Source organism: Sphingobium amiense, from assembly GCF_003967075.1.
Classification (GTDB): Bacteria; Pseudomonadota; Alphaproteobacteria; order Sphingomonadales; family Sphingomonadaceae; genus Sphingobium; species Sphingobium amiense.
On sequence record NZ_AP018664.1, the window covers coordinates 955,580 to 977,968 of the forward strand.

The 22,389-nt window shown below is 65.5% G+C and carries 19 protein-coding genes, 1 tRNA gene and 1 pseudogene; 9 read left to right on the plus strand and 12 right to left on the minus strand.

The window, feature by feature from the left end; translation table 11 throughout:
• Positions 1–82 precede the first annotated feature (82 nt).
• On the minus strand, positions 83–448 hold the full coding sequence (locus tag SAMIE_RS04495) for a TetR/AcrR family transcriptional regulator (protein ID WP_126516742.1): 366 nt from the start codon (positions 446–448) through the stop codon (positions 83–85).
• 110 nt (positions 449–558) lie between these two features.
• Here SAMIE_RS04495 and SAMIE_RS04500 point away from each other — a divergent pair, with 110 nt between their 5' ends.
• The 6 genes and pseudogenes from SAMIE_RS04500 (at position 559) to SAMIE_RS04525 (ending at position 7,961) form a co-directional block, all read left to right on the plus strand.
• Entirely contained in the window at positions 559–1,743 is a 1,185-nt protein-coding gene (locus tag SAMIE_RS04500; protein ID WP_066701358.1) for an efflux RND transporter periplasmic adaptor subunit, read from the plus strand.
• Between the two features lie 3 nt (positions 1,744–1,746).
• On the plus strand, positions 1,747–4,920 hold the full coding sequence (locus SAMIE_RS04505; protein WP_066701357.1) for an efflux RND transporter permease subunit: 3,174 nt from the start codon (positions 1,747–1,749) through the stop codon (positions 4,918–4,920).
• A 5-nt stretch (positions 4,921–4,925) separates the two neighbouring features.
• Positions 4,926–6,338 (plus strand): efflux transporter outer membrane subunit, encoded by a 1,413-nt coding sequence (locus tag SAMIE_RS04510; protein WP_066701356.1) that lies wholly within the window; start codon positions 4,926–4,928, stop codon positions 6,336–6,338.
• A gap of 77 nt (positions 6,339–6,415) precedes the next feature.
• Positions 6,416–7,173 (plus strand): annotated as a pseudogene (locus SAMIE_RS04515) (IS5 family transposase).
• A 102-nt stretch (positions 7,174–7,275) separates the two neighbouring features.
• A tRNA-Arg gene (locus SAMIE_RS04520) sits at positions 7,276–7,352 on the plus strand.
• Positions 7,353–7,544: 192 nt separating this feature from the next.
• The gene (locus SAMIE_RS04525) at positions 7,545–7,961 is read left to right on the plus strand and encodes a Fe-S oxidoreductase (RefSeq protein WP_066701354.1); all 417 of its coding nucleotides are present in this window, start codon (positions 7,545–7,547) and stop codon (positions 7,959–7,961) included.
• A 59-nt stretch (positions 7,962–8,020) separates the two neighbouring features.
• Here SAMIE_RS04525 and rsmD read toward each other — a convergent pair whose 3' ends face one another.
• Positions 8,021–8,560, minus strand: a complete 540-nt coding sequence (rsmD, locus tag SAMIE_RS04530; RefSeq protein WP_066701353.1) for a 16S rRNA (guanine(966)-N(2))-methyltransferase RsmD — start codon at positions 8,558–8,560, stop codon at positions 8,021–8,023.
• Positions 8,557–9,453, minus strand: a complete 897-nt coding sequence (locus SAMIE_RS04535) for a pseudouridine synthase (RefSeq protein WP_066701352.1) — start codon at positions 9,451–9,453, stop codon at positions 8,557–8,559. The genes rsmD and SAMIE_RS04535 overlap by 4 nt, the downstream gene beginning before the upstream one ends.
• Positions 9,454–9,625: 172 nt before the next feature.
• Between SAMIE_RS04535 and SAMIE_RS04540 the strand changes: the two genes are divergently transcribed.
• Together SAMIE_RS04540 and SAMIE_RS04545 are read left to right on the plus strand one after the other, a co-directional pair.
• Entirely contained in the window at positions 9,626–10,081 is a 456-nt protein-coding gene (locus SAMIE_RS04540; RefSeq protein ID WP_066701351.1) for a response regulator, read from the plus strand.
• Between the two features lie 81 nt (positions 10,082–10,162).
• Positions 10,163–11,485, plus strand: coding sequence for an AmpG family muropeptide MFS transporter (locus SAMIE_RS04545; RefSeq protein ID WP_066701350.1), 1,323 nt, complete (start codon positions 10,163–10,165; stop codon positions 11,483–11,485).
• On the opposite strand, the gene SAMIE_RS04550 is transcribed toward SAMIE_RS04545, so the two are convergent.
• The 7 genes from SAMIE_RS04550 to SAMIE_RS04580 form a co-directional block, all read right to left on the minus strand.
• Positions 11,473–11,904 carry a DUF6628 family protein gene (locus tag SAMIE_RS04550; protein WP_066701349.1) on the minus strand — a complete coding sequence of 144 codons (432 nt, stop codon included), beginning with the start codon at positions 11,902–11,904 and terminating at the stop codon, positions 11,473–11,475. The two genes, SAMIE_RS04545 and SAMIE_RS04550, sit on opposite strands and share 13 nt — an antisense overlap.
• Before the next feature lie 64 nt (positions 11,905–11,968).
• Positions 11,969–13,300, minus strand: a complete 1,332-nt coding sequence (locus SAMIE_RS04555; protein WP_066701348.1) for a bifunctional folylpolyglutamate synthase/dihydrofolate synthase — start codon at positions 13,298–13,300, stop codon at positions 11,969–11,971.
• 24 nt (positions 13,301–13,324) lie between these two features.
• Entirely contained in the window at positions 13,325–14,176 is an 852-nt protein-coding gene (accD, locus tag SAMIE_RS04560) for an acetyl-CoA carboxylase, carboxyltransferase subunit beta (RefSeq protein ID WP_066701347.1), read from the minus strand.
• Positions 14,173–14,991 (minus strand): tryptophan synthase subunit alpha, encoded by an 819-nt coding sequence (gene trpA / locus SAMIE_RS04565; RefSeq protein ID WP_066701346.1) that lies wholly within the window; start codon positions 14,989–14,991, stop codon positions 14,173–14,175. Before trpA ends, accD begins: the two co-directional genes overlap by 4 nt.
• A gap of 2 nt (positions 14,992–14,993) precedes the next feature.
• Complete coding sequence (trpB, locus tag SAMIE_RS04570) at positions 14,994–16,235, minus strand: tryptophan synthase subunit beta (protein ID WP_066701345.1); 1,242 nt, start codon at positions 16,233–16,235, stop codon at positions 14,994–14,996.
• A 96-nt stretch (positions 16,236–16,331) separates the two neighbouring features.
• Positions 16,332–16,973, minus strand: coding sequence for a phosphoribosylanthranilate isomerase (locus SAMIE_RS04575; protein ID WP_066701344.1), 642 nt, complete (start codon positions 16,971–16,973; stop codon positions 16,332–16,334).
• Between the two features lie 27 nt (positions 16,974–17,000).
• Positions 17,001–17,864, minus strand: coding sequence for a lysophospholipid acyltransferase family protein (locus tag SAMIE_RS04580; protein WP_066701343.1), 864 nt, complete (start codon positions 17,862–17,864; stop codon positions 17,001–17,003).
• 53 nt (positions 17,865–17,917) lie between these two features.
• On the opposite strand from SAMIE_RS04580, the gene SAMIE_RS04585 reads away from it, so the two are divergent.
• Positions 17,918–19,024, plus strand: coding sequence for a glycosyltransferase family protein (locus SAMIE_RS04585; RefSeq protein ID WP_066701366.1), 1,107 nt, complete (start codon positions 17,918–17,920; stop codon positions 19,022–19,024).
• 143 nt (positions 19,025–19,167) lie between these two features.
• Here the strand turns inward: SAMIE_RS04585 and SAMIE_RS04590 are convergent, their stop codons facing one another.
• A complete protein-coding gene (locus SAMIE_RS04590) occupies positions 19,168–19,515 on the minus strand; it encodes a DUF952 domain-containing protein (RefSeq protein ID WP_066701342.1) in 348 nt (115 codons plus the stop codon).
• On the minus strand, positions 19,512–22,193 hold the full coding sequence (gyrA, locus tag SAMIE_RS04595) for a DNA gyrase subunit A (RefSeq protein WP_066701341.1): 2,682 nt from the start codon (positions 22,191–22,193) through the stop codon (positions 19,512–19,514). Before gyrA ends, SAMIE_RS04590 begins: the two co-directional genes overlap by 4 nt.
• Between the last annotated feature and the right edge of the window lie 196 nt (positions 22,194–22,389).

The window sequence follows — 22,389 nt, forward strand, 5'->3', positions numbered from 1 at the left end:
ATTAAGATGCTTTGCGCTGCGCGCGCCTCCGGTCGGGCTCCGCCCTCCCTACGCCGCGCGCAGCGCAAGGGCGCGTGTCCGATCAACCTTGCGCCATCTTGAAAAGGGGGTCCCTTTTGCGCGCCGATAGGGGGTCCCGTTTGCACGCCGATTGACACAACATCCTTTCGAAGACCTGTTCTACGGCGATCTGGCCCGCATCCAGCATTTCACGCAGGCGTTCGAGTTGCCGCTTCAACCGCATGGCGTCATCCTCGACAATCGCGCCGATGACGTCTTCCTTGCTTTTGAACAGTCTGTAGATCTGGCCGACGGACACCTGTGCTTCTTCGGCCAGATCGGCCATGGGCGTCTGGTGAAAGCCGCGACGATCGAACAGGTTGCGCGCCGCCAGCAAAATGCGGCTTCTGCTGTCTTTCCTGTGGTGCGGTGCAACTTCTTCGTTCATTTTCGCGTTGCGGCCCCTTGAAATCGTCGGGTCGAAAAAATACCTGAACGACCGATAGGAATGAATGTTCATTCCGCCTATATGATAAATCCAGACACGGGAAGCACTCGATGCAAAAGGGGACATGGGCCGGGTTGGTGGCGTGCGCGTCCGCGCTCGGTCTGACAGGCTGCGGCAAAGAGCAGCCACCAGCGCCCCCGCCGCCAGCGGTTGGCGTGGTCACGCTCAAGAGCGAGACTGCGCCGCTTTTCAACGAACTTCCCGGCCGGATCGTCGCGGTCGAAACAGCCGAGGTGCGTCCCCAGATCAATGGCATCATCCGCCGCAGGCTTTTTGAGGAAGGCGGCTATGTCCGGGCCGGGCAACTTCTGTATGAGATCGACGACGCGCCGTATCGCGCCGCTCTGGCGCAGGCGCAGGGACAGTTGGCCCGCGCCAACGCGGCGATCCGGGCGACCGGTCTTCAGGCGCAGCGCTACAGGGATCTGGTCGGTATCAACGCCGTCAGCCGTCAGGAATATGACGATGCCGCCGCCGCCGCCGAGCAGGCGCGCGCCGATGTCGCAGCCCAGCGCGGCGCCGTTCAGGCCGCGCAGGTCAACCAGAACTTCACGCGGGTGCGCGCGCCCATTTCGGGTCGGATCAGCCGCTCGCTCTTCACGCCCGGTGCGCTCGTGCAGGCGGGGCAGGCCGACGCGCTGACGACGATCCAGCGCACCGATACCGTTTATGTCGACGTCACCCAGTCCGCCGCACAGATCATCGACCTCCGGCAGGCGATGAAGAGCGGCGGCATCAGCGAAGCGGGCGGCGCGCGCATCCAGTTGCTGCTGCCCAATGGCAGCGTCTATCCCGTCGAAGGCCGCCTCCAGTTCACCGAAGTCACGGTAGATCAGGCGTCGGGCGCGGTGACGTTACGCGCCAGTTTCCCCAATCCCGACGGTCTTCTGCTGCCCGGCATGTATGTGCGCGCACGTTTGATCGAAGGGCAGCGGTTGCAGGCGATCCTCGCTCCGCAGCAGGGCATCAGCCGCGACCCGCGTGGCCGCGCTACGGCGATGGTCGTCGGCAAGGACAACAAGGTCGAGATGCGTCAGGTCGAGGTCGATCGCACGCTGGGCGACAAGTGGATCGTGACCAGAGGGCTTAAGTCCGGGGATCGCCTGATCGTCGAGGGGCTTTTGAACCTGCGGCCCGGAACGGTCGTGCGACCCGGCGCGCCGCAACAGGTGACGGCAGGCGCGCCGGGCGGGGCAGGGGGCAAGGCAGAGTCCGCGCCGGGCGGGGCCAACTAGGCCATGGCACGCTATTTTATCGACCGGCCCATCTTCGCGTGGGTGATCGCCATCGTCATCATGCTGGCGGGTCTTCTGGCGATCCGTTCGCTGCCGGTCGCCCAGTTTCCGGAGATCGCGCCGCCTGCGGTCACGATTCAGACCACCTATCCCGGCGCTGACGCCCAGACGCTGGAAAGCACCACGACGCAGATCATTGAGCAGCAGCTCAAGGGCATCGACAATCTGCGCTATTTTTCGTCGACCAGCGACAGCGCGGGCAATCTGAACATCACGCTGACGTTCGAGCAGGGGACCGACCCCGACATCGCGCAGGTGCAGGTCCAGAACAAGCTGTCACAGGCCACGCCGCTGCTGCCGCAGGAAGTGCAGCAGCAGGGCTTGCGGGTGGGCAAGTCGACATCCAGCTTCCTGATGATCCTGGCCGTATATGCCGACGATGGCATTCACGATCAGCAGGATGCAGCAGACTTTATCGCGTCCAGCCTGCAAGACCCCATCAGCCGCGTGACGGGTGTCGGCGACACGCAGCTCTTCGGCACGCAATATGCGATGCGGATCTGGCTCGACCCCTACAAGATGGCCAATCTGGGCGTCACCACCGGCGACGTGAAGGCAGCGATCCGTGCGCAGAATGCGCAGGTGTCCGCCGGTCAGATCGGGGGCACGCCTTCTCCCAAGGGGCAGGCGCTCAACGCAACGGTAACGGCGCAGTCGCGGCTGCGCACCGTGGACGAATTCAGGAACATCCGGCTGCGCAGCGCCGCGAACGGCGCGGTGGTGCTGATGTCCGATGTCGCGCGCGTGGAACTGGGCGCGGAAAATTATGGCTTCGTGGCGAAGTTCAACGGCCATCCGGCATCCGGGTTCGGCGTAAAGCTGGCGCCCGGCGCGAACGCGCTCCAGACGGTCGACGCGGTGAAGCACCGTGTCGATCAACTGTCGAAGAACTTCCCGAACTGGGTCAAATATGATTTCCCGGTCGATAATTCGAAATTCGTGCGGCTGTCAGTCGAACAGGTCATCCACACGCTGTTCGAAGCAGTGCTTCTGGTGTTCGTCGTCATGTTCCTGTTCCTCCAGAACTGGCGCGCGACGCTGATCCCCACCATCGCGGTTCCGGTCGTGCTTCTGGGCGCGCTTGCTATCCTCAGCGCGGCGGGCTTCACCATCAATACGCTGACCCTTTTCGGCATGGTGCTGGCGATCGGCCTGCTGGTCGATGACGCGATCGTGGTGGTGGAGAATGTCGAGCGCCTGATTCAGGATGAAGGCCTGTCGCCCAAGGAAGCGGCGAAAAAGTCGATGGACGAGATCAGCGGCGCGCTGATTGGCATCGGTCTGGTGCTTTCGGCGGTATTCCTGCCGATGGCGTTTTTTGGCGGATCAACAGGCGTGATCTTCCGGCAATTTTCGATCACCATCGTGTCTTCGATGATCCTGTCGGTGCTGGTCGCGCTGATCCTGACGCCCGCCCTTTGCGCCACGATCCTCAAGCCTGCGTCGGACGGTCATAGCTGGCACGGGCCGGTCGGATCGGTGTTCGGCCGCTTCTTCGACTGGTTCAACCGCACCTTCGACAGGGGCGTGCGCCGATATGGCAAAGGCGTCGAAAAGATGGAGCGGCGCTGGGGCCGGACGATGATCCTGTACGGACTTATCGCCATCGGCATGGCATTCATCTTCCTGCGGCTGCCCGGCGGCTTTTTGCCCGAAGAAGATCAGGGGATCGTGATTTCGCAGGTGTCGCTGCCCGCCGGAAGCACCGTCGAGGAGACGGAACGGGCACTCGCACGGATGCGCCAGCATTTTCTGGTCGACGAAAAGGCCAATGTCGCGGCGGTGTTCACCATTTCCGGTTTCGGTTTCGTGGGGCAGGGCCAGAATGTCGGCCTCGTCTATTCCCGGATGAAGGACTGGAAAGAGCGCAAGGGTGCGGACAACAGCGCTTCGGCCATAGCGCTGCGCGCGAACATGGCTTTCCAAGGCCTCGGTGTGGGCATGGCGTTTGCCCTGGTGCCGCCTTCGGTGCAGGAACTGGGCAACGCATCGGGCTTCGACTTTCAGCTTCTGGATCAGGCCAATCTGGGCCATGAAAAGCTGCTGGCCGCCCGTAACCAGTTGCTTGGCATGGCCATGGGCGACAAGCGTCTGGCGCAGGTCCGCCCCAACGGGCTGGAGGATACGGCGCAGCTCAGGCTCAACGTGGATCAGGCGGCCGCCGGTGCGCTGGGCATCGCACAGGCGGACATCAACGACACGATCAGCACCAATCTGGGCGGCGCTTATGTGAATGACTTCATTGACCGCGACCGGGTGAAGCGCGTCTATGTTCAGGCCGATGCGCCCTATCGCACTTCGCCCGATGGCATCGGAGCCTTCCATGTGCGCGGCAGCAGCGGAACCATGGCTCCGCTGTCCGCCTTCTCGACGACCGAATGGGCGCAGGGGCCGGCGCGTCTGGAACGTTATAACGGCGTCCCGTCGATGAACATACAGGGCGCGCCCGCTCCCGGCGTATCGAGCGGCGAAGCGATGAAGGCGATGGAGGAATTCGCCGCCAAACTGCCCGCAGGCGTCGGCTTTGCCTGGAACGGCATATCCTATGAGGAAAATACGTCGGGCGGGCAGGCGCCTTATGTCTACGCGCTGTCGATGCTGATCGTGTTCCTGTGCCTTGCCGCGCTCTATGAAAGCTGGTCGGTACCGATCGCGGTCATGCTGGTGGTGCCGCTGGGCGTGCTGGGCGCGGTGATCGCCGCGACGCTGGCGGGGCTGGACAATGACATCTATCTTCAGGTCGGTCTCATCACCACCATCGGCGTATCGGCGAAAAACGCGATCCTGATCGTCGAATTCGCCGAAGAGAAAATGCGCGAAGGACTGTCCCCGGCAAGGGCCGCGCTGGAGGCGGGCAAGCTGCGGTTGCGGCCCATTCTGATGACGAGCTTCGCTTTCATCTTCGGCGTGCTGCCGCTGGCGGTTTCGTCGGGTGCGGGCGCTGGCGGGCAGAACGCCATCGGCTGGGCTGTCGTGGGCGGAATGCTGTCGGCGACAGTGCTCGCCATCTTCTTCGTTCCGGTGTTCTTCACGGTCGTGAAGCGGCTGTTCCGCGAACATCATCACCATGAAGCGGATGAGGGCGATGCACCCGCCGCGCCTTCGCGGGAGGCTTGATAAGCATGACACGCGGCATCCACGCGCTAGGAGCGCTCACCCTGTCGCTGGCGCTCGCCGCCTGCGATCTGGCGCCGAAATATGTCCGGCCGCAGGCGCCGATCCCGGTCGGCTCGCCGGAAGGGCCAGCTTATGTGAACGGGGCCGACGCGGCAATTGCGCCCGCCGACACCGCCTGGCGCGATTTCTTCACGGACGCGCGTCTCGCGCGGGTGATCGAGACGGCGCTTGCCAATAATCGCGACCTCCGCCTGGCCGTCGCCAACGTGGCGCAGGCGCGGGCGCAATATCGGGTGCAGCGGGCCGACCTGCTGCCCACGGTCGGGGCGACCGGCACCGCCACCTATAGCGAGCAGCCGCTGGTGCAGTTCGGCCAGTCGCAACGGCTGAACAACGATGTCTATCAGGCACAGGTGGGCGTTTCCGCCTGGGAGATTGATCTGTTCGGACGCGTCAGGAACCTTGGCAAGGCGGCGCAGGAGCAATATTTCGCGGCGGTCGAAAACCGCAATGCCGCGCAGACTGCGCTGATCGCCGAAACGGCCAACGCCTGGCTCACCATGGCGGCCGATTACGAGCGGCTGCGCATCCTGCACGATCTGCGGGAAGCTTTCGGGAAGACGCTGGAACTGACCCGCGCCCGCTTCGCCAAGGGGGTCGCATCGGAACTGGAAGTGCGGCAGGCGCAGACCAGCTACGATCAGGCGGTATCGGACATCGCACAGGCGACAACGCTTGTGGCGCAGGATCAGAATGCGCTCAATCTTCTGGCGGGGACGACCGTGCCAGCGGGCGACTTGCCCGACGCGATGCCGCAGGGCGGCGCGACGCTCGAGAATCTGCCGGCCAATATGTCATCGGAGGTGCTGTTGCGCCGACCGGACATCGCGGCCGCCGAACATGCGTTGCGCGGAGCGAACGCCAATATCGGTGCGGCGCGCGCGGCTTTCTTCCCCACCATCTCGCTGACGGCGGCTTTGGGCACGGTGAGTCAGGGTCTGTCCAACCTGTTCGGAGGCGGCAGCGATTTCTGGTCGGTCGCACCGTCCGCCACGCTCCCGATATTCGACTTCGGACGGCGCAAGGGCAACCTGCAATATGCCCGCGCGACCTACGACGCGCTGCTCGCCACCTATGAGAAAAGCGTGCAGACGGGCTTTCGCGAAGTGGCCGATGCGCTGGCGCGACGGGGCACGATGACGCAGCAGCTTGAGGCGCAGACATCGCTGCGCGACGCATCGCGCCGGGCCTATATCCTGTCGGATGCGCGCTTTCGGTCCGGCGTGGACAGCTTCCTTACCACGCTGGATGCACAGCGCACGCTCTATGCCGCCGAACAGAGCCTGCTCGCGACCCGCCTGACCCGCGCGTCCAACATGGTGGAGCTTTATCGCTCCATGGGCGGTGGCCTTCGCTAGGCCGGATCGACATTCAGGATTCCCAAGGGGGCTGATCGCTGATTCATATGGCTTCGTGTTGGAACGCGGAGCGGACGATGGGGATCAAGCGATACGAATTGAACGATACGCAGTGGACGAAGATCGCGCTGTTGCTTCCGGGCAAGGCGGGTGATCCTGGTCGGACGGGATCAGATAACCGATTGTTTGTGAACGGATGTTTGTGGGTTCTGCGCTCTGGTGCGCATTGGTGCGATCTCCCCGAGCGCTATGGCCGATGGAAGACGGTGCATCGTCGCTTCAGCCGCTGGTGTGATAGCGGCGTATGGGAACGGGTGTTCGAAGCGCTCACCACGGATCGCGACAACCAATATCTGATGATCGACAGCACCATCGTTCGCGCCCACCAGCAGGCAGCGTCCGGAAAAGGGGGGCTCAAGATCAGGCGCTGGGGCGTTCCCGAGGTGGATTGACGACCAAGATCCACATGCTCGCCGATGCGCTGGGCCGGCCATTGCGCTTCCGCATCACGGCTGGGCAGGCCCATGACATCACCGCTGCTTCAGCTCTTCTGGAAGGGCAGGAAGCCGGAGCCGTGCTCGCCGATAAAGCCTATGACAGCAATGACTTACGCGAGACGATCGCTCGAATGGAGGCGCAGGCGGTGATTCCGTCCAAACGGAATCGCAAAGTCTTCATCCCGCATGACGCCGAACTCTACAAACAACGTAACTGGATCGAGCGCTGCTTCGGCCGCCTCAAGCATTTCCGCCGCTTTGCGACCCGCTACGATCGGCGAGCCCTCCACTTTGCCGGCTTCGTCCACCTCGCCGCCGCCATGATCTGGCTACGATGAATGTCGATCCGGCCTAGTTCGGCGCTAGTTTCTGCGGACCGCAAATAGGCACTGGCGCAGGCTGGAGGACTTTGCTACCCGCGCCTCCTGACATCGCGTCACGCACCCATAGCTCAGCTGGATAGAGCGTTGCCCTCCGAAGGCAAAGGCCAGAGGTTCGAATCCTCTTGGGTGCGCCACCTTCGAACATAAGAGTAAGCGCGAGCATCTCGGCATGGGTTCTCGCGCATCCGCCAAGTCATTCCGCCGTTCGGTTCGGCGCGGATGGGAGCCATCTAGTCGTCAGCGTAAGGAACGGTGCAGAGCTCCCTTGGTTTTTGACCCTGCCCGAGCGGGCTGACGGGGCGAAGAACATAGGAAGGATGATCCCGATGAAGACGCTTTTCCTGGCTGGCGCTGCATTGATGAGCTTTTCCACTCTGGCGGTGGCGCAGGATGCCGCCGCTCCGGCTGCGCAGCCGCCTGCCGGAGACATGGCTCCGCCCGCTGCCGACCCAGCCGCGCCGCCCGCGCCGCCAGCCGATCCCGCCGCCGGCACCACGGCAGCCGATCCCAATGCGGGGCAGCCCACCGGGGCAGTTCCGGCCGACATAGGTATGACGCCCGCTCCGGCAGGAATGCCGCGCGATCCCGCGGCATCCACCGGCTCTCCTGCCAATCCGGTGACGGTCGGCGGCAACATGACCCCGCCGCCCGCCGGGGATAAGGAATATCCGGTCTGTTCGAGGACCGTGCAGGATAGCTGCATCAATCCGGGCGAGGCCCGCAAGATGCACAAGCGGCGCTGAACTTTTGCAAGAGAAAAGGCCGCCGGGTGTCATGCCCGGCGGCCTTTTTGCTATCAGGGTCAGCTTTCCGCCCGGAGCAGGGTCAATCGGGCCTTTCCGACATCGCGCACCGTGTCCACCGCAAAACCCTTTACGGCCACATCCTCGCGCCGATCCGTCTCGATACTGATCCAGCTTGCGGGTCCGGTCCATCCCTGCCGTGCCAGCTTGTCGAGCGCGACCTGGCCCGCGCCTGTGCTGTAAGGCGCATCCATGAAAAGGACGTCGAGGGGTTTCGACGCGCTTCCCAGCGAAAGGACGCTGGCCGCCCGCACATCCGGCCGAATGCCAAGCGTTTCGCCATTGCGTTTGATTGCGTCGAGCGCGGCCCGATCCTGCTCGACGAAGAGGCAGGACGCAGCGCCGCGTGAAAGCGCCTCGAACCCCAGCGCGCCCGATCCGGCGAAGAAATCGCCGACACTCAAGCCCTCGAACGATCCGATGCGGCTCAGGAGCATCGAGAACAGCGTTTCGCGCGTCCGGTCTGCGGTGGGACGGGTGGCGTCACCCTTCGGCGCGACCAGCGTGCGCCCGCGCCAGTGGCCTGCGATGATCCTCACGCCTTGGCGGCTTTCAGCGAATTGCGGAACTGGATGAGGTCATGCTGGCGCACTTCATCGACGACACCGACCGGCATCTCGCCCAGCGTGAAGGGGCCATAGGCGGTGCGGATCAGGCGGTTCACTTTCAGGCCCAGATGCTCCAGTACCCGGCGAACCTCGCGGTTCTTGCCTTCGGTGAGCGTCATTTCGATCCACTGGTTGCGCCCGGTGCGCCGCTCCAGATTGGCTTCGATGCGGTCGTAGCGGATGCCGTCCACTTCCAGCCCGTCGAACAGATCCTCCAGTTGCTGCTGGCTGACTTCGCCGAAGGCGCGCGCACGATATGTGCGGGGCACGCCGGTTGCTGGCAGTTCCATCTGCCGTTTGAACCCGCCATCGGTGGTGAGCAGCAACAGACCTTCGGTGTTCATGTCGAGCCGGCCGATCGGCATCAGCCGGGGCAGTCCCATCGGCAGGCGATCATAGATGGTGGGCCGCCCCGCAGGATCGCGCTCCGTGGTGAGGCATCCGGTCGGCTTGTGGAAGAGGAAGAGCCGCGCCGGGGCAGGGGCCGCGACCGCGACGCCATCGACCGTGACGCCATGCAGGGAGGTCAGCAATGTAGCGGGGGTATCAATCGCCACGCCATCACGCGCGATCCGTCCTTCCGCAATCATGCGCTCGATCTCGCGACGCGACGCCACGCCCGCGCGCGCGAGCAGCTTGGCGATGCGCTGCGGCTCGTCCTTGCCCCCGGAGGCGGCAGCGCGGGCAGGGTGGGGATTGGAAGATGCGGAAGGCTTCGCCGGTGGGCGCTGGCCGCGCGGCGGCCTCTTGCCGGCGCCACCGGGGCGGGTCGGGCCGCCTGGCTTGCCCCGGCGGGGCGGTCCGGATTTTTTCGGCGGTTCCACGGCAGTTCCTCTGGTTGCGAACCGGCTCTTTCGTGGTGCGAGAAAGAGGGGTATCGGCTGAATAGTGCTGCGCCAGCGCCCATATGACCGGTGCCGGTCGCCGGATCGGCAACCCGGTGACGGGGCGCGGCGTTTCATCGGCTGCATGGCGGAATGAGGGCGGGCTTGGCAAATGTTTTTAGGATTGCGCAGGCAGGAAGACGGCAGGCCACCGCGTCCGAATATCCTGACCGTCCTCGTGGTAGAGGATGAGCCGCTGGTCGCGTTCGAAAATGAACATGCGCTGGAGCAGGCGGGATACCGTATCGCAGCGACCGTCAACGATTACGACCATGCCGTCCGTGTCATCGACGAGGGCGGCGTCGATCTCGTCATCGCGGACATCGGCCTCCATGGGGATCGCAGCGGTCTGGATGTGGCGCGGCATGCGGCAGCGCAGGCGCTTCCCGTGCTGTTCGTCACGGGGCGTCGCCCCATCGACGCGCAGTCCATCGCGGTCGGCTGCCTCGCCAAGCCCTATGCGTCGCGCGATCTGGTGGCCGCGATCAGGGTGATCGACGCGGTGCTGCGTGGCGGGCGGCGGCCGAAGCTGCCGCCCGGCCTGATGCTGTTCGACGCAGAAGGCTGACAGGCGCGATGGCGCTTGCGCCGAGGCTCTGAGGGCATAAGGTGGCGGCAACGGGGATCGGCTTCGGGGACGCGCTTTTTCATGACAGACGCTATTGAGGGACGCCGTAACTGGCGGGACGCGGTTCGGCCCTATGCCGAAAAAGGGCCGCTCGCCGCGCTCGCCCTTGGCATTTCATCCGGTTTCCCCTTCGCGATGATCGGCGGCAACCTCGCATCGAGGCTGGCTCAGGACGGCATTGACAAGAAAAGCGTCACAGCGTTCAGCCTCGTCCTGCTGGCCTATAATTTCAAATTCCTCTGGGCGTGGGTCATCGAAGGGGTGAAGATCCCGGTGCTGCATCGTCTGGGCCAGCGCGTGTCGTGGATGCTGGCGGCCGGCGTTTTCGTCATGGCGAGCGTCATCTATCTCGGCTTTGCGGAGCCGACGCCCGATGTCATGGCGACCGTTCGCGCCGCGATCCTCGTCGGCATTGCCGGCGCGACGTTCGACATCATCATCGACGGCTATCGCATCGAAATACTGAAGCCCGAGCAATTGGGCGTCGGCGCGGGCATGTCGCAATATGGCTGGCGCATCGGCGCGGCTGCTGCGGGCGGCCTGGGGCTGGTGCTGGCGGACCAGTGGAACTGGACCGTCGCCTACATCGCCTGTTCGCTGTTCGCCTTGCCTGCCATGATCGCCGCGCTGATCGTGGGCGAGCCGCAGCGGCATCGTCCGCCCGAAACGCGGCGCAGCGGCGGCGAACTGTTGCAGGCGGTCATAGGACCGTTCGTCGACTTTTTCCGCAGGCGTGGGGCGCTTCTGGTGCTGACCTTCATCATCGTCCACAAGATCGGCGACACGCTCGCCAACCTCACCTTCCGGCTGCTGTTCAACGATCTGGGCTACACCAATACCGAAATCGCCATTTACGATGTCGGTGTCGGCTTCTGGGCGCTGCTGGCGGGGATATTCGTGGGGGGCGTGCTCTATGCCCGACTGGGCCTGAAGAAGTCGGTGCTCATCAGCCTGATCCTGATGGCAGTGTCCAATTTCAGCTTTGCCGCGCTGGCGGCGGCAGGGAAGAGCAACCTCGGCATGGCGGGCGCGATCGGGTTCGAAAATTTCGCAAGCGGCGTCGGCGGCGTCGCGGTCGTCGCCTATTTCTCGGCGCTGTGCGACCTGCGCTTCACTGCTGCGCAATATGCGCTGATTTCGGCGGCGGCGAGCATCGTCGGCCGGTTCCTGACCGGAACGACGGCGGGCGCGATGATTGAGCGGTTCGGCTATGTCGACTTTTACCTGCTGACGACCGTGCTGGCGGTGCCGGGCATCCTGCTCTTCTGGCTGATGATGCGCGCTGGCCTGATCGACGCCAGTGTCGGCACGGCAGCGACGGAGGAGGGCAGTCAGCCCGCGTAAAGATCGAGCGGACGCCCGAGGTCGGCATGTGCCTGCGCCACCGCCTGTAAGCAGGTGAGCGCGCCCAGCGCACGGTCGTTGCCCAGCAATTCACTCACCCGCTCGTAGGCGAGGGCGGGACAGTCCAGCGCTTCGCCCGTCGCCCGCATCATCAGCGCCTCGTCGGCGGTCATCCGCGCGCAGCAGCAGGGCGCGACGAGAATCCGGCGGCTCGACGCACGCGCCAGTTCCAGCATCATCGCCCGCATGAGCACGAGCGGACGGCGATAGCTTCGCCCGAATGCGCCCAGCATCGCGTTGGCTGCGTGGGCATCGTTGACTCCCCCGCTCGCCATCCGCCGCATCGCGAACAGGAACAGCCGGTTGCCATATCCGGCCGGCATCGGCCGGGACAGGTCGAGAGGATCAGGGTGCGCCATCGAATCGCCTTCCGCATCAAATGTGAATGCAGGATAAGCTAATGCGAATGAGTCGCAAGAAAATTCAGTCTGGCAGTTGCGCGTTCAGCCGCAGGATTTCACCCGCCAGATAAAGCGACCCTCCGATCAACAGCTTTGGCACGCGGTTCGCCCTTTGCGCGGATGCCGCTACAGCGGCAATGGCGGAATGCGGCCTATCGTGCGCCGTGCATCCGGTCCCATGACGGTTTGCGATGGCGGCGAAGCGTTCGGCAGGATGATGGTCGTGGCCGGGCACCGGCAGGACGTGGATGTGCGCGACCTTGCTCATGAACGGGGCGAGGAAGCTGTCCACATCCTTGTTCGCCAACATGCCCATGATGATGTCGATCTTGCCGCTTTCCAGCCGGTCCTGCGTGAAATAGGCGGCAATCGCTTCGCCTGCACTGGCGTTGTGGCCGCCGTCGAGCCACACCGTCGATCCGGCGGGGAGGGGAGCGATAAGCGGTCCTGCCTCCAGCCGCTGAAGCCGCGCGGGCCATTGCGCCCAGAGCGGCGCGGCCTTGAGCGCGGCTTCGCTGACGGGCAGGCGGTCCTGATGCCGCAGCATGGCGAAAGCGAGCGCGGCGTTCTGCACCTGATGCGCGCCCGCCAGCCGGGGGAGCGGCGTTTCCAGCCGCCCCGAGGCGTCGCGATAATGGAGCCGGTCGCGGTATGTCGCGGCGTCCCATGCCTCGCCCTGTGCGATCCATCGGGCGCCTGCCCTGTCGGCGGCTTCCTGCATCACATGCTGGATCGGCGCGGCGTAACGCAGCGTCACCAGAGGGGCGTCGCGCTTGGCGATGCCGGCCTTTTCCGCCGCGATCTGCTCTATGGTGTCGCCGAGAAACGCCTGATGGTCGATGCCGAGCTGCGCGACGCCGCAAACCGCCGGATCGGCAATGACATTGGTGGCATCCAGCCGCCCGCCAAGGCCCACCTCCATGATGCAGGCGTCGGCATCATGTTCGGCGAAGGCGAGGAAAGCAGCCGCGGTCGTCACCTCGAAGAAGCTGGCATTCACCCCTTCGGCAATGTCCAGCACCCGTTCCAGATAGCGCGCCAGCGCCGCGTCGCCAATGAGTTGCCCGGCGACGCGGATACGTTCGTTGAAGCGGACGAGATGGGGTGAGGTGAAAACATGAACCGTGCGTCCGTCCGCTTCCAGCGCGGCGCGCAGAAAGGCGCAGGTCGAACCCTTCCCGTTGGTGCCCGCGACATGGAAGACCGGCGGCAGCGCGCGATGTGGATCGCCGAGCCGTTCAAGCAACCGCGTGATCCGCTCCAGACCCAATATGTCCGCGCCCGGAGAAAGCGACCAGAGGCGGTCGAGCTGCGCCTGCACCGCGGCATCATCCGAAACGGCGTGATCGGGCACGGCGCTCTCCCCCGGCGAAGTGGATCAGGCGGCGGCGCGGGGCGTCAGATAGCCGATCACCCGTGCCAGCGTGTCGCGCAGATCGCGGCGATGCACCACCATGTCGAGCATCCCGTGATCGAGCAGATATTCCGCGCGCTGGAACCCGTCGGGCAGCTTTTCGCGGATCGTGCTTTCGATGACCCGCTGCCCGGCAAAGCCGATCAGCGCATTGGGTTCTGCGATCTGCACGTCGCCCAGCATGGCATAGCTGGCCGTCACGCCGCCGGTGGTCGGATCGGTCAGCACGACGATGTAGGGCAGGCCCGCCGCGTGCAGCTTCTGGATGGCGACGGTGGCGCGAGGCATCTGCATCAGCGACAATATGCCTTCCTGCATCCGCGCACCGCCCGCGGCGGTGAAGATCACATAGGGGCATTTGTGGGCGATGGCGTCATTGACGCCCTGAATGAAAGCCGCGCCCACGCCCATGCCCATCGAACCGCCCATGAAGGCGAAATTCTGCACACCCACGACCAGCGGCACATCGTCGATCGCGCCGCGTGCGTTGATGAGCGCGTCCTGATCGCCGGTCGACTGGCGGGCGGCCTTGATCCGGTCGGGGTAACGTTTGGTATCGCGGAACTTGAGCGGGTCTTCCTGCACCTGAGGGGTCGGCAGCAGGATGAACCCGGCGTCGAGTATCTGTTCGAACCGGTCGCTGGGGCCGATGCGGCCATGATGGTCGCAGCGCGGGCAGACGGAGAGGTTCTCCTCCCACTCCTTGATGAAGATCATCTCCGCGCAGGACGGGCATTTGTGCCACAGCGTCTCTGCGGTCGTTTCCTTCTTCGCGATGAAGGGGATGGCGTTGCGAACGCGGTTGATCCAGCTCATGCGGCGGTCTCCTGGGTTCGGGTGAGCGCGCCGGAAAGCGACGCGACGAATTGCCGGACGAAGGGCGCGGCGGCATCGCCATGGCTGCCCACGATATCGACGATGGCGGAGCCGACAACCACGCCGTCGGCGACGCGACCGATGGCGGCGGCCTGATCGGGCGTGCGCACGCCGAAGCCCACGGCGATGGGCAGGTCGGTTGCGGCTTTCAGGCGCGCGACCGCCATTTCGATGGATGTCTGAGCCGCCTGCTGCTTGCCGGTGATGCCCGCGACGGCGACGTGATAGAGGAAGCCGCTCGCGCCATTCAGGACGGCAGGGAGGCGGGCGGCGTCCGTCGTCGGGGTGGCGAGGCGGACGAGATGAACGCCTGCCGCGCGCAGGGCGGGGCCGATCTCGGCGTCTTCCTCGGGCGGCGTATCGACGCAGATGACGCCATCGACGCCAGCGGCCTTGCACTGGTCCGCGAACCAGTCGGACCCGCGCACCAGCATCGGATTGGCATAGCCCATCAGGATGAGCGGTGTGTCGGGATGGCGCGCGCGGAAGTCGGCGGCGAGGGCGAATATGTCCTTCGTCTTCGTGCCCGAGCCGAGGCTGCGCAGATTGGCGAGTTCGATGGCCGGGCCGTCCGCCATCGGATCGGTGAAGGGCATGCCCAGTTCGATGATGTCCGCGCCGCCTTCGACCAGCGCGTCGAGGATGGCGGGCGTCGCGGCGACATCGGGATCGCCCGCCGTCACGAAGGTGATGAGCGCGGCGCGGCCCTGCGCGCGGCAGGCGGCGAAGTGGGTGGAGAGGCGGTCGGCGGTCATGCTCACATCTCCACTCCCAGCGCGTCGGCGACGGTGAAGATATCCTTGTCCCCCCGGCCCGAGAGGTTGACGACGATGATCCGGTCCGCGTCCAGCGTCGGCGCGATCTGCTCGGCAGCGGCGACGGCATGGGCGGATTCGAGCGCGGGGATGATGCCTTCCAGCTTCGACAGCGTCTGGAAGCTTGTCAGCGCTTCATCATCCTTGATCGGCATATATTTGACCCGGCCGATTTCGTGCAGCCAGCTATGTTCCGGACCGATGCCGGGATAATCGAGACCCGCCGAAATGCTGTGCGCTTCGGTGATCTGGCCGTCCTCGTCCTGGAGCAGATAGGTGCGGTTGCCGTGCAGGATGCCCGACACGCCGCCCGCGAGCGAAGCGGCGTGCTTCCTGTCCAGCCCTTCGCCCGCCGCTTCCACGCCGATCATGGCGACTTCGGGATCGTCGAGGAAGGGGTGGAACAGGCCGATGGCGTTGGAGCCGCCACCGACCGGCGCGATCAGCATGTCGGGCAGGCGGCCTTCGGCCTCCAGCATCTGCGCGCGGGTTTCCTTGCCGATCACGGACTGAAAGTCGCGGACGAGTTCGGGATAGGGGTGCGGCCCGGCGGCGGTGCCGATGATGTAGAAGGTGTCGTGGACGTTCGACACCCAGTGGCGCAGCGCGTCGTTCATCGAATCCTTGAGCGTCGCCGATCCCGAATGGACGGGCACGACCTCCGCGCCCAGCAGCTTCATGCGGAAGACGTTGGGCTTCTGCCGCTCGACATCCTTCGCGCCCATGAAGATCTTGCATTCCATGCCGAACAGGGCGGCGACGGTTGCGGTGGCGACGCCGTGCTGCCCCGCGCCGGTCTCGGCGATGACCTTCTTCTTGCCCATGCGGCGGGCGAGCAGCGCCTGACCGATGCAGTTGTTGATCTTGTGCGCGCCGGTGTGATTGAGTTCCTCGCGCTTGAGGTAGATTTTGGCGCCCTTGCCGGGGGCCGCCTTCGCCCGCAGCGCTTCGGTCAGGCGGCCCGCATAATAAAGCGGGTTGGGTCGGCCGACATAGGTGCGGAGAAGTTCGGCGAACTCTTCGTCGAAGGCGGGGTCGGCCTTTGCCGCGCGGTAGACCTTCTCCAGTTCGAGGATCAGCGGCATCAGCGTTTCGGCGACATAGCGGCCGCCGAAGGCGCCGAAATGGCCGTTGGCGTCAGGCTGGCTGCGAAGGCTGTTGGGCAGGGCGATAGTGTCGGTCATGATCGGTCTTTCCAGGGACTATTATGGGCGTTCGCTTTCTTGTCGGAAGCGATCAGCGCCATCGTCCTTCGACGCGCGGAAGCGGTTGGGTCGGCGTCAACATGCGGAAACCGCTTTGCAGAAGGCCATGATCTTGTCCACACTCTTGATGCCCGGCGCGTCCTCTATGCCCGAAGAGACATCGACCAGCGGAGCGCCGGTCAGGCGGATCGCCTCGCACACATTGTCGGCGGAAAGCCCGCCCGACAGGCCCCATGGGAGCGAGGGCGAAACGTCGCGCAGCAGCGTCCAGTCGAAGCGCAGGCCCATGCCGCCGGGCAGCGTGCCTTCCGGCGTCTTCGCGTCGAACAGCAGCAGGTCTGCGGCCCCGGCATAGGCGCTGGCGGCGTCGATGTCGGCGCGGGTCTTGACCGAAATCGCCTTCCACACCGGGAGGGCGAAGCGCTGGCGGATGGCGGCGACGCGCGCGGGGCTTTCCCCGCCGTGGAGTTGCAGCGCCGTGAGCGCGCCGGTGCCGGTTAGCTGCGCGATCTGATCGTCATCGGCATCGACCAGCACGGCGACGCGCCCGACATGGGAGGGAGCGGCGGAAGCCAGCGCCTTCATCCGGTCGGCATCGACATGGCGGGGGCTTTTGGGGAAGTGGATGAAGCCGAGATGGCTGGCCCCGGCGCGCACGGCGGCGCCGACCGTTTCCGGCGTCGACAGGCCGCAGGTCTTGATCGCGATTCGGGACATGGGACGCGCTCTAGCGGGGAATGCGGCTCAAGTCACATCATGGCCGGGCACGGTCAGGTCCATGTCGTGCAGCGCCAGCCATTCGTCTGCATGGGCGATGCAGGCTTCGCCGAGATAGCGGTCGAGCGCCCCAACGATCTGTGCGTCGCTCATTTCCCTGGGGTCGAGCGGGGGGTGCCAGTGGAGGTCGAAATGCGGGCCGCCGGTGCGGACGAGGTAGAAGGGCAGGAACCTGGCCCCGACCTTGCGCGCAAGGCGCAGCGCAATGGAGAGGTTGCCCGATGGCTCCAGCGGGCGGCCGAAGGTGGGGAACCAGACCTGCCGGTCGCGCCGTTCATCGGCGAGGATATAGAGGGTGGCGCGGTCCTTCTGGGTCAGGTGCTTGAGCACGCCGCGCGCCGCGCCCTCGCCGCCGATCGCCTCGCCCATGTAGCTGGAGCGGGCCTTCCGGAGCTGGGCGGCGACCTTGGGGTCGTCCGGATCTTCGTAGACGCCGAGGCCGGGGCGGTCGGTGGACCATTTGATATAGGCGGCGAGCAAGTCCCAGTTGCCCAGATGGCAGGTGAAGGCGATCATCGGGCCGGGACCGTCGAGCACCTGCTTGTAGCCCGGCCGGTCGATCACGCGGACATGGGCGTCGTTCACCAGCCGGTCGATATTGGCGAGTTCCGCGACGGTGCGGCCGATGTTGATCCAGCGCCGCGTCAGGATCGCCTCGCGCTCCGCCTGGGACAGGTGGGGGCGCAGGATGGCGAGATTGGCACGGGCGCGGGCGTCGCGCAGCTTCATCGTGCGGCGCGCCACATTGAGGGACAGCCATCCCCCCAGCCAGCTTGCGACCGGCGCGGGCAGGTGACGCATCAGCGCGAAGAGAAAGGGGTTGGAGAGCATGGCCTGAGCGTCATACAGCAGCGGTCAGGACGGTAAAGGCTTTGGTGCATGCGATGATCTGGCTTTGGGCGATGCTGCAGGCGCTGACGGTGGCGGGCGTGCTGAATTACTGGCGGCACCTGCCGAAGGACCGCAAGGTCGAAGCGCCCGACGGGGCGGTGGTGATCCTGAGTGTGCGGGACGACTGGGATGGCGGCGCGGACCTGATCGCCCGGCTGAAGGCGCAGAGCGCGCCGTTCCGGCTGCTGCTGGCGACGTCGGGCGCGTGCCCGGCGGCGGAAGCGCTGGCGGCGCGGGAGCCGGGCTGGGTGGAAGCGGTTGCGGCGGGGGTTGCGGACGATGAGGGGCAGAAGGTGCACAAGCTGCGCGCGGCCCTGCGCGTGCTTCGGCCGGATGACCGGTGGCTGGTGTTCATCGACGCCGACATCGCGCCGCCGGAGCGGCTGGTGGGACGGCTGCTCTTTCCGCTGGTGCGGGGGAAGGCGGACATCGTGACCGGATATCGGCTGCTGCTGCCGGAAGGGCGGGGGATCGCCGCGCTGGTCGGCGCGGTGGAGATGCAGCTTGCGACGCTGCCGCGTTCGCCGAGCGCGACGATGCCGTGGGGCGGCGCGATGGCGATGGGCCGGGAGGTGGCGGACCGGCTCGATCTGGACGCGGTGCTGGCGGGCAGGCTGTCCGACGATATGAGCATCGGCCTTGCCGGATGGCGCGCCAGGCTGCGGCTGCGGCCCGTGCGCGACCTGCTGGTGGCCAGCCCGATTGGCGGCGGCGGGCTGCTGGGCTTCGGGGTGCGGCAATATCGGCATATCGTCACGAACAGTGCGGGCATGTGGGCGCTGGCGACCGGCGTTGTGGCGGTGCAGGCGGCGGGCTGGCTGTGGGCGCTGGGCTGGGGCGGCTGGAGCGCGGTGGCGGTCGGCTATGGCGCGGCGTGCGGCAGGGCGGGCGTCCGTTCGCGGATCATCGGCGCTGTCGTGGAGCCGGAGCAGGCGCGGCTGGCGCGGCGGTCGCTCTGGTGGGACATGGCCGCTCCATTTGGGGTGACGTGGGCGCATCTGGCGGTGCAACTGGCCGCCGCCGCGTCCCGCCGCATTCGCTGGGGCGGGTGGGACTATGTGGTCAGGCGAGGGCGGGTCGTTCGCATGACCCGCGCTTAGCTTCGCATATTTCCCGCAAGTTTTGACATTTCAGTGCGCGGGTAGGAAATTTGCTTTCCTATCCGATGCTTACGTCCGCCTTTCATAGCATTGCGGGCGGGGGATGGACAGGGCGCGGTCTTCCTCCCCTTGCAGGGGAGGAATTAGAAGCCTGCGGGGAAGAGGTGTTTTCCGTCTTCACCGATGCGCAGGACGACCTTGCCCGCGACGGCGCTCATCGGCAGGTCGCCGTAGAGGTGGGGGAAGAGCGCGCCGCCGCGCGAGACTTCCCATTTCACCGCCTCGCCGAAAGGCGCGAGGTCGATCATCAGCAGGACGAGGCGGTCCTGACCCGCGAAATGTTTCGCCACCGTCTCCGCCGCCTGATCGCGCGTGGACATGTGAATATAGCCGTCCGCGAGATCGACCGGCGCGCCGCTGAAGACGCCGTCCGCCTTGAACTGCGCGAACTGGTCCGCGGTCAGCACCTTGTAGGCGAAGAGATCGCTCACGCTTCGGAGGCGTCCACTTCGCTGTCGTTTTCGTCACTTTCCTCGATCTTCGCGGCGCTCACGACATGCTCGTCGTCGGCGACGTTGAAGAGGCGCACGCCTGCCGAATTGCGGCCGATGACGCGCAGGCTGTCGAGACCCATGCGGATGAGCTTCGCCTGATCGGTGACGAGCATGAGCTGGTCGGCGCGGGTCGCGGGGAAGCTGGCGACCACCGGCCCGTTGCGGCCAATATTGTCGATGTTGGTGATCCCCTGACCGCCGCGCCCGGTGCGACGATATTCGTAGGCAGAGGACAGCTTGCCATAGCCGTTGGCGCAGACGGTCAGGATGAACTGCTCCGCCTCCTGCATATGCGCGAACATGTCGCGGTCCTGCATTTCGCCTTCCTTTTCAGGCTTCCACGGAGCGAAGCGCAGATATTCCTCGCGCTGTTCGGCGTCCGCGCCCGAACGATGGAGAACGGACAGCGAGATGACCTCGTCCCCGTCGGCCAGCTTCATGCCGCGCACGCCGGTCGAGTTGCGGCTCTGGAACTCGCGCACATCCTCCGCCTGGAAACGGATCGCCTTGCCCTGACGGGTGGCGAGCAGCACATCGTCGCTTTCGTCGAGCAGGGCGACGCCGATCAGCCGGTCGTCCTCATCCTCGCCCTCGAACTTCATCGCGATCTTGCCGTTGGACGGCACGTTGGCGAAGGCGTCCATGCTGTTGCGGCGGACGGACCCCTTGGCGGTGGCGAACATGACATGAAGCTTGCTCCATTCCGCCTCGTCCTCCGGCAGCGGGAGGACGGTGGAGATGGTCTCGCCGGGGCCGAGCGGCAGCAGGTTGACCATCGGCCGCCCGCGCGTTGCCGGGCCGCCTTCGGGCAGGCGCCAGACCTTGAGGCGATAGACCTTGCCCGTGGTCGAGAAGAAGAGGACCGGCGTGTGGGTGGATGTCACGAACAGTTCGGTGACGGCATCTTCATCCTTGGTCGCCATGCCGGAGCGGCCCTTGCCGCCGCGCGCCTGCGCCCGGAAAGTGTCGAGCGGGGTGCGCTTGATATAGCCCTGCATGGTCACGGTGACGACCATGTCCTCGCGCTCGATCAGGTCTTCGTCCTCGATCCCGTCGGCGGCGGCGGTGATCTCGGACAGGCGCGGGGTGGCGAACTCGCTCTCGATCGCTTCCAGTTCCTCGCGCATGACGGCGTAGAGCTTCACGCGGTCGCCGAGGATGGCGAGATATTCGGCGATGGCTTCGGCCAGTTCGGCCAGTTCCTTGCCGATCTCGTCGCGGCCGAGCGCAGTCAGGCGATGCAGGCGCAGGTCGAGGATGGCGCGGACCTGAATGTCGGACAGTTTATAGCTGTCGCCTTCGATGTCGCCTTCGATCGCTTCGACGAGGCGGAGATAGGGGGCGATCTCACCGATGGGCCATTCGCGCGCCAGCAGCGCTTCGCGTGCTTCGGCAGGGCTGGCGGAACCGCGGATGATCTTCACCACCTCGTCGAGGTTGGTGACGGCGACGACGAGGCCGAGCAGGATATGGGCGCGGTCGCGCGCCTTGTTGAGTTCGAACTTGGTCCGCCGGGTGATGACCTCCTCGCGGAAGCGGATGAACGCCTCGATGATCTCGCGCAGGCCCAGCAGTTCTGGGCGTCCGCCGCGAATGGCGAGCATGTTTGCGGGGAAGCTCGACTGCGCGGGCGTGTTGCGCCAGAGCTGGTTGAGCACGACCTCCGGCGTCGCGTCGCGCTTCAGGTCCATGACGATGCGCACGCCTTCGCGGCTCGATTCGTCGCGGATGTCGCTGATGCCCTCGATCCGCTTGTCCTTGGCGGCTTCGGCGATCTTTTCGACGAGGCCCGACTTGCCGACCTGATAGGGGATGGCGGTGAGGACGATGGACTGGCGGTCGCCGCGCCCTTCCTCGATCACATGGCGCGACCGCATCATGATCGAGCCGCGCCCGGTATGATAGGCGCTGCGCGCGCCCGACTGGCCGAGGATCAGCGGCGCGGTCGGGAAATCGGGGCCGGGGATGATCTGGATCAGTTCGTCGGTGGTGATGCCGGGATTGTCGATATAGGCGAGGCATGCGCGCAGCACTTCGCCCAGATTGTGCGGCGGGATGTTCGTCGCCATGCCGACCGCGATGCCGCCCGCGCCGTTGACCAGCAGGTTGGGGAAGCGGGCGGGCAGCACCTGCGGCTCGCTTTCCGAGGCGTCATAGTTGGGGGTGAAATCGACGGTGTCCTTGTCGAGATCCTCCAGCAGGGCGTTCGCGACCTTGGCAAGGCGCGCTTCGGTGTAGCGCATCGCCGCCGGCGGATCGGGGTCCATGGAGCCGAAATTGCCCTGACCGTCGATCAGCGGCACGCGCATCGACCAGTCCTGCGTCATGCGCGCCAACGCGTCGTAGATCGAGCTGTCGCCGTGCGGGTGATATTTACCCATCACTTCGCCGACGAGGCGGGCGGACTTGCGATAGGGGCGGTTGTAGACGAAGCCCGATTCCTGGGCGGAGAAGAGAATGCGGCGGTGGACCGGCTTCAATCCGTCGCGCACGTCCGGCAGGGCGCGGGCGACGATGACGGACATGGCATAGTCGAGATAGCTGGTCTTCATCTCCTCGACGATGGAGATGGGGCTGATGTCCGAAGGGTCGGCGAGGACGGTCTCGTCGGTCAAAGCGATTCTCTTTATCTGGGTGGATGCGGAACGTGGGTGATGCACTAGCGGAGCGAAACAATTCTGTCACCCCTCGCGCGCGCTCGCGCCTGCGCGGACGGTCAATGCGGCAGGCCGTGCGGGTCCGTTCGCAGGCGGAACGAAAGCCGCGCATAACTGTTGCAAAATCAGCCGAGATAGGCTTGTTCAAAGGCCG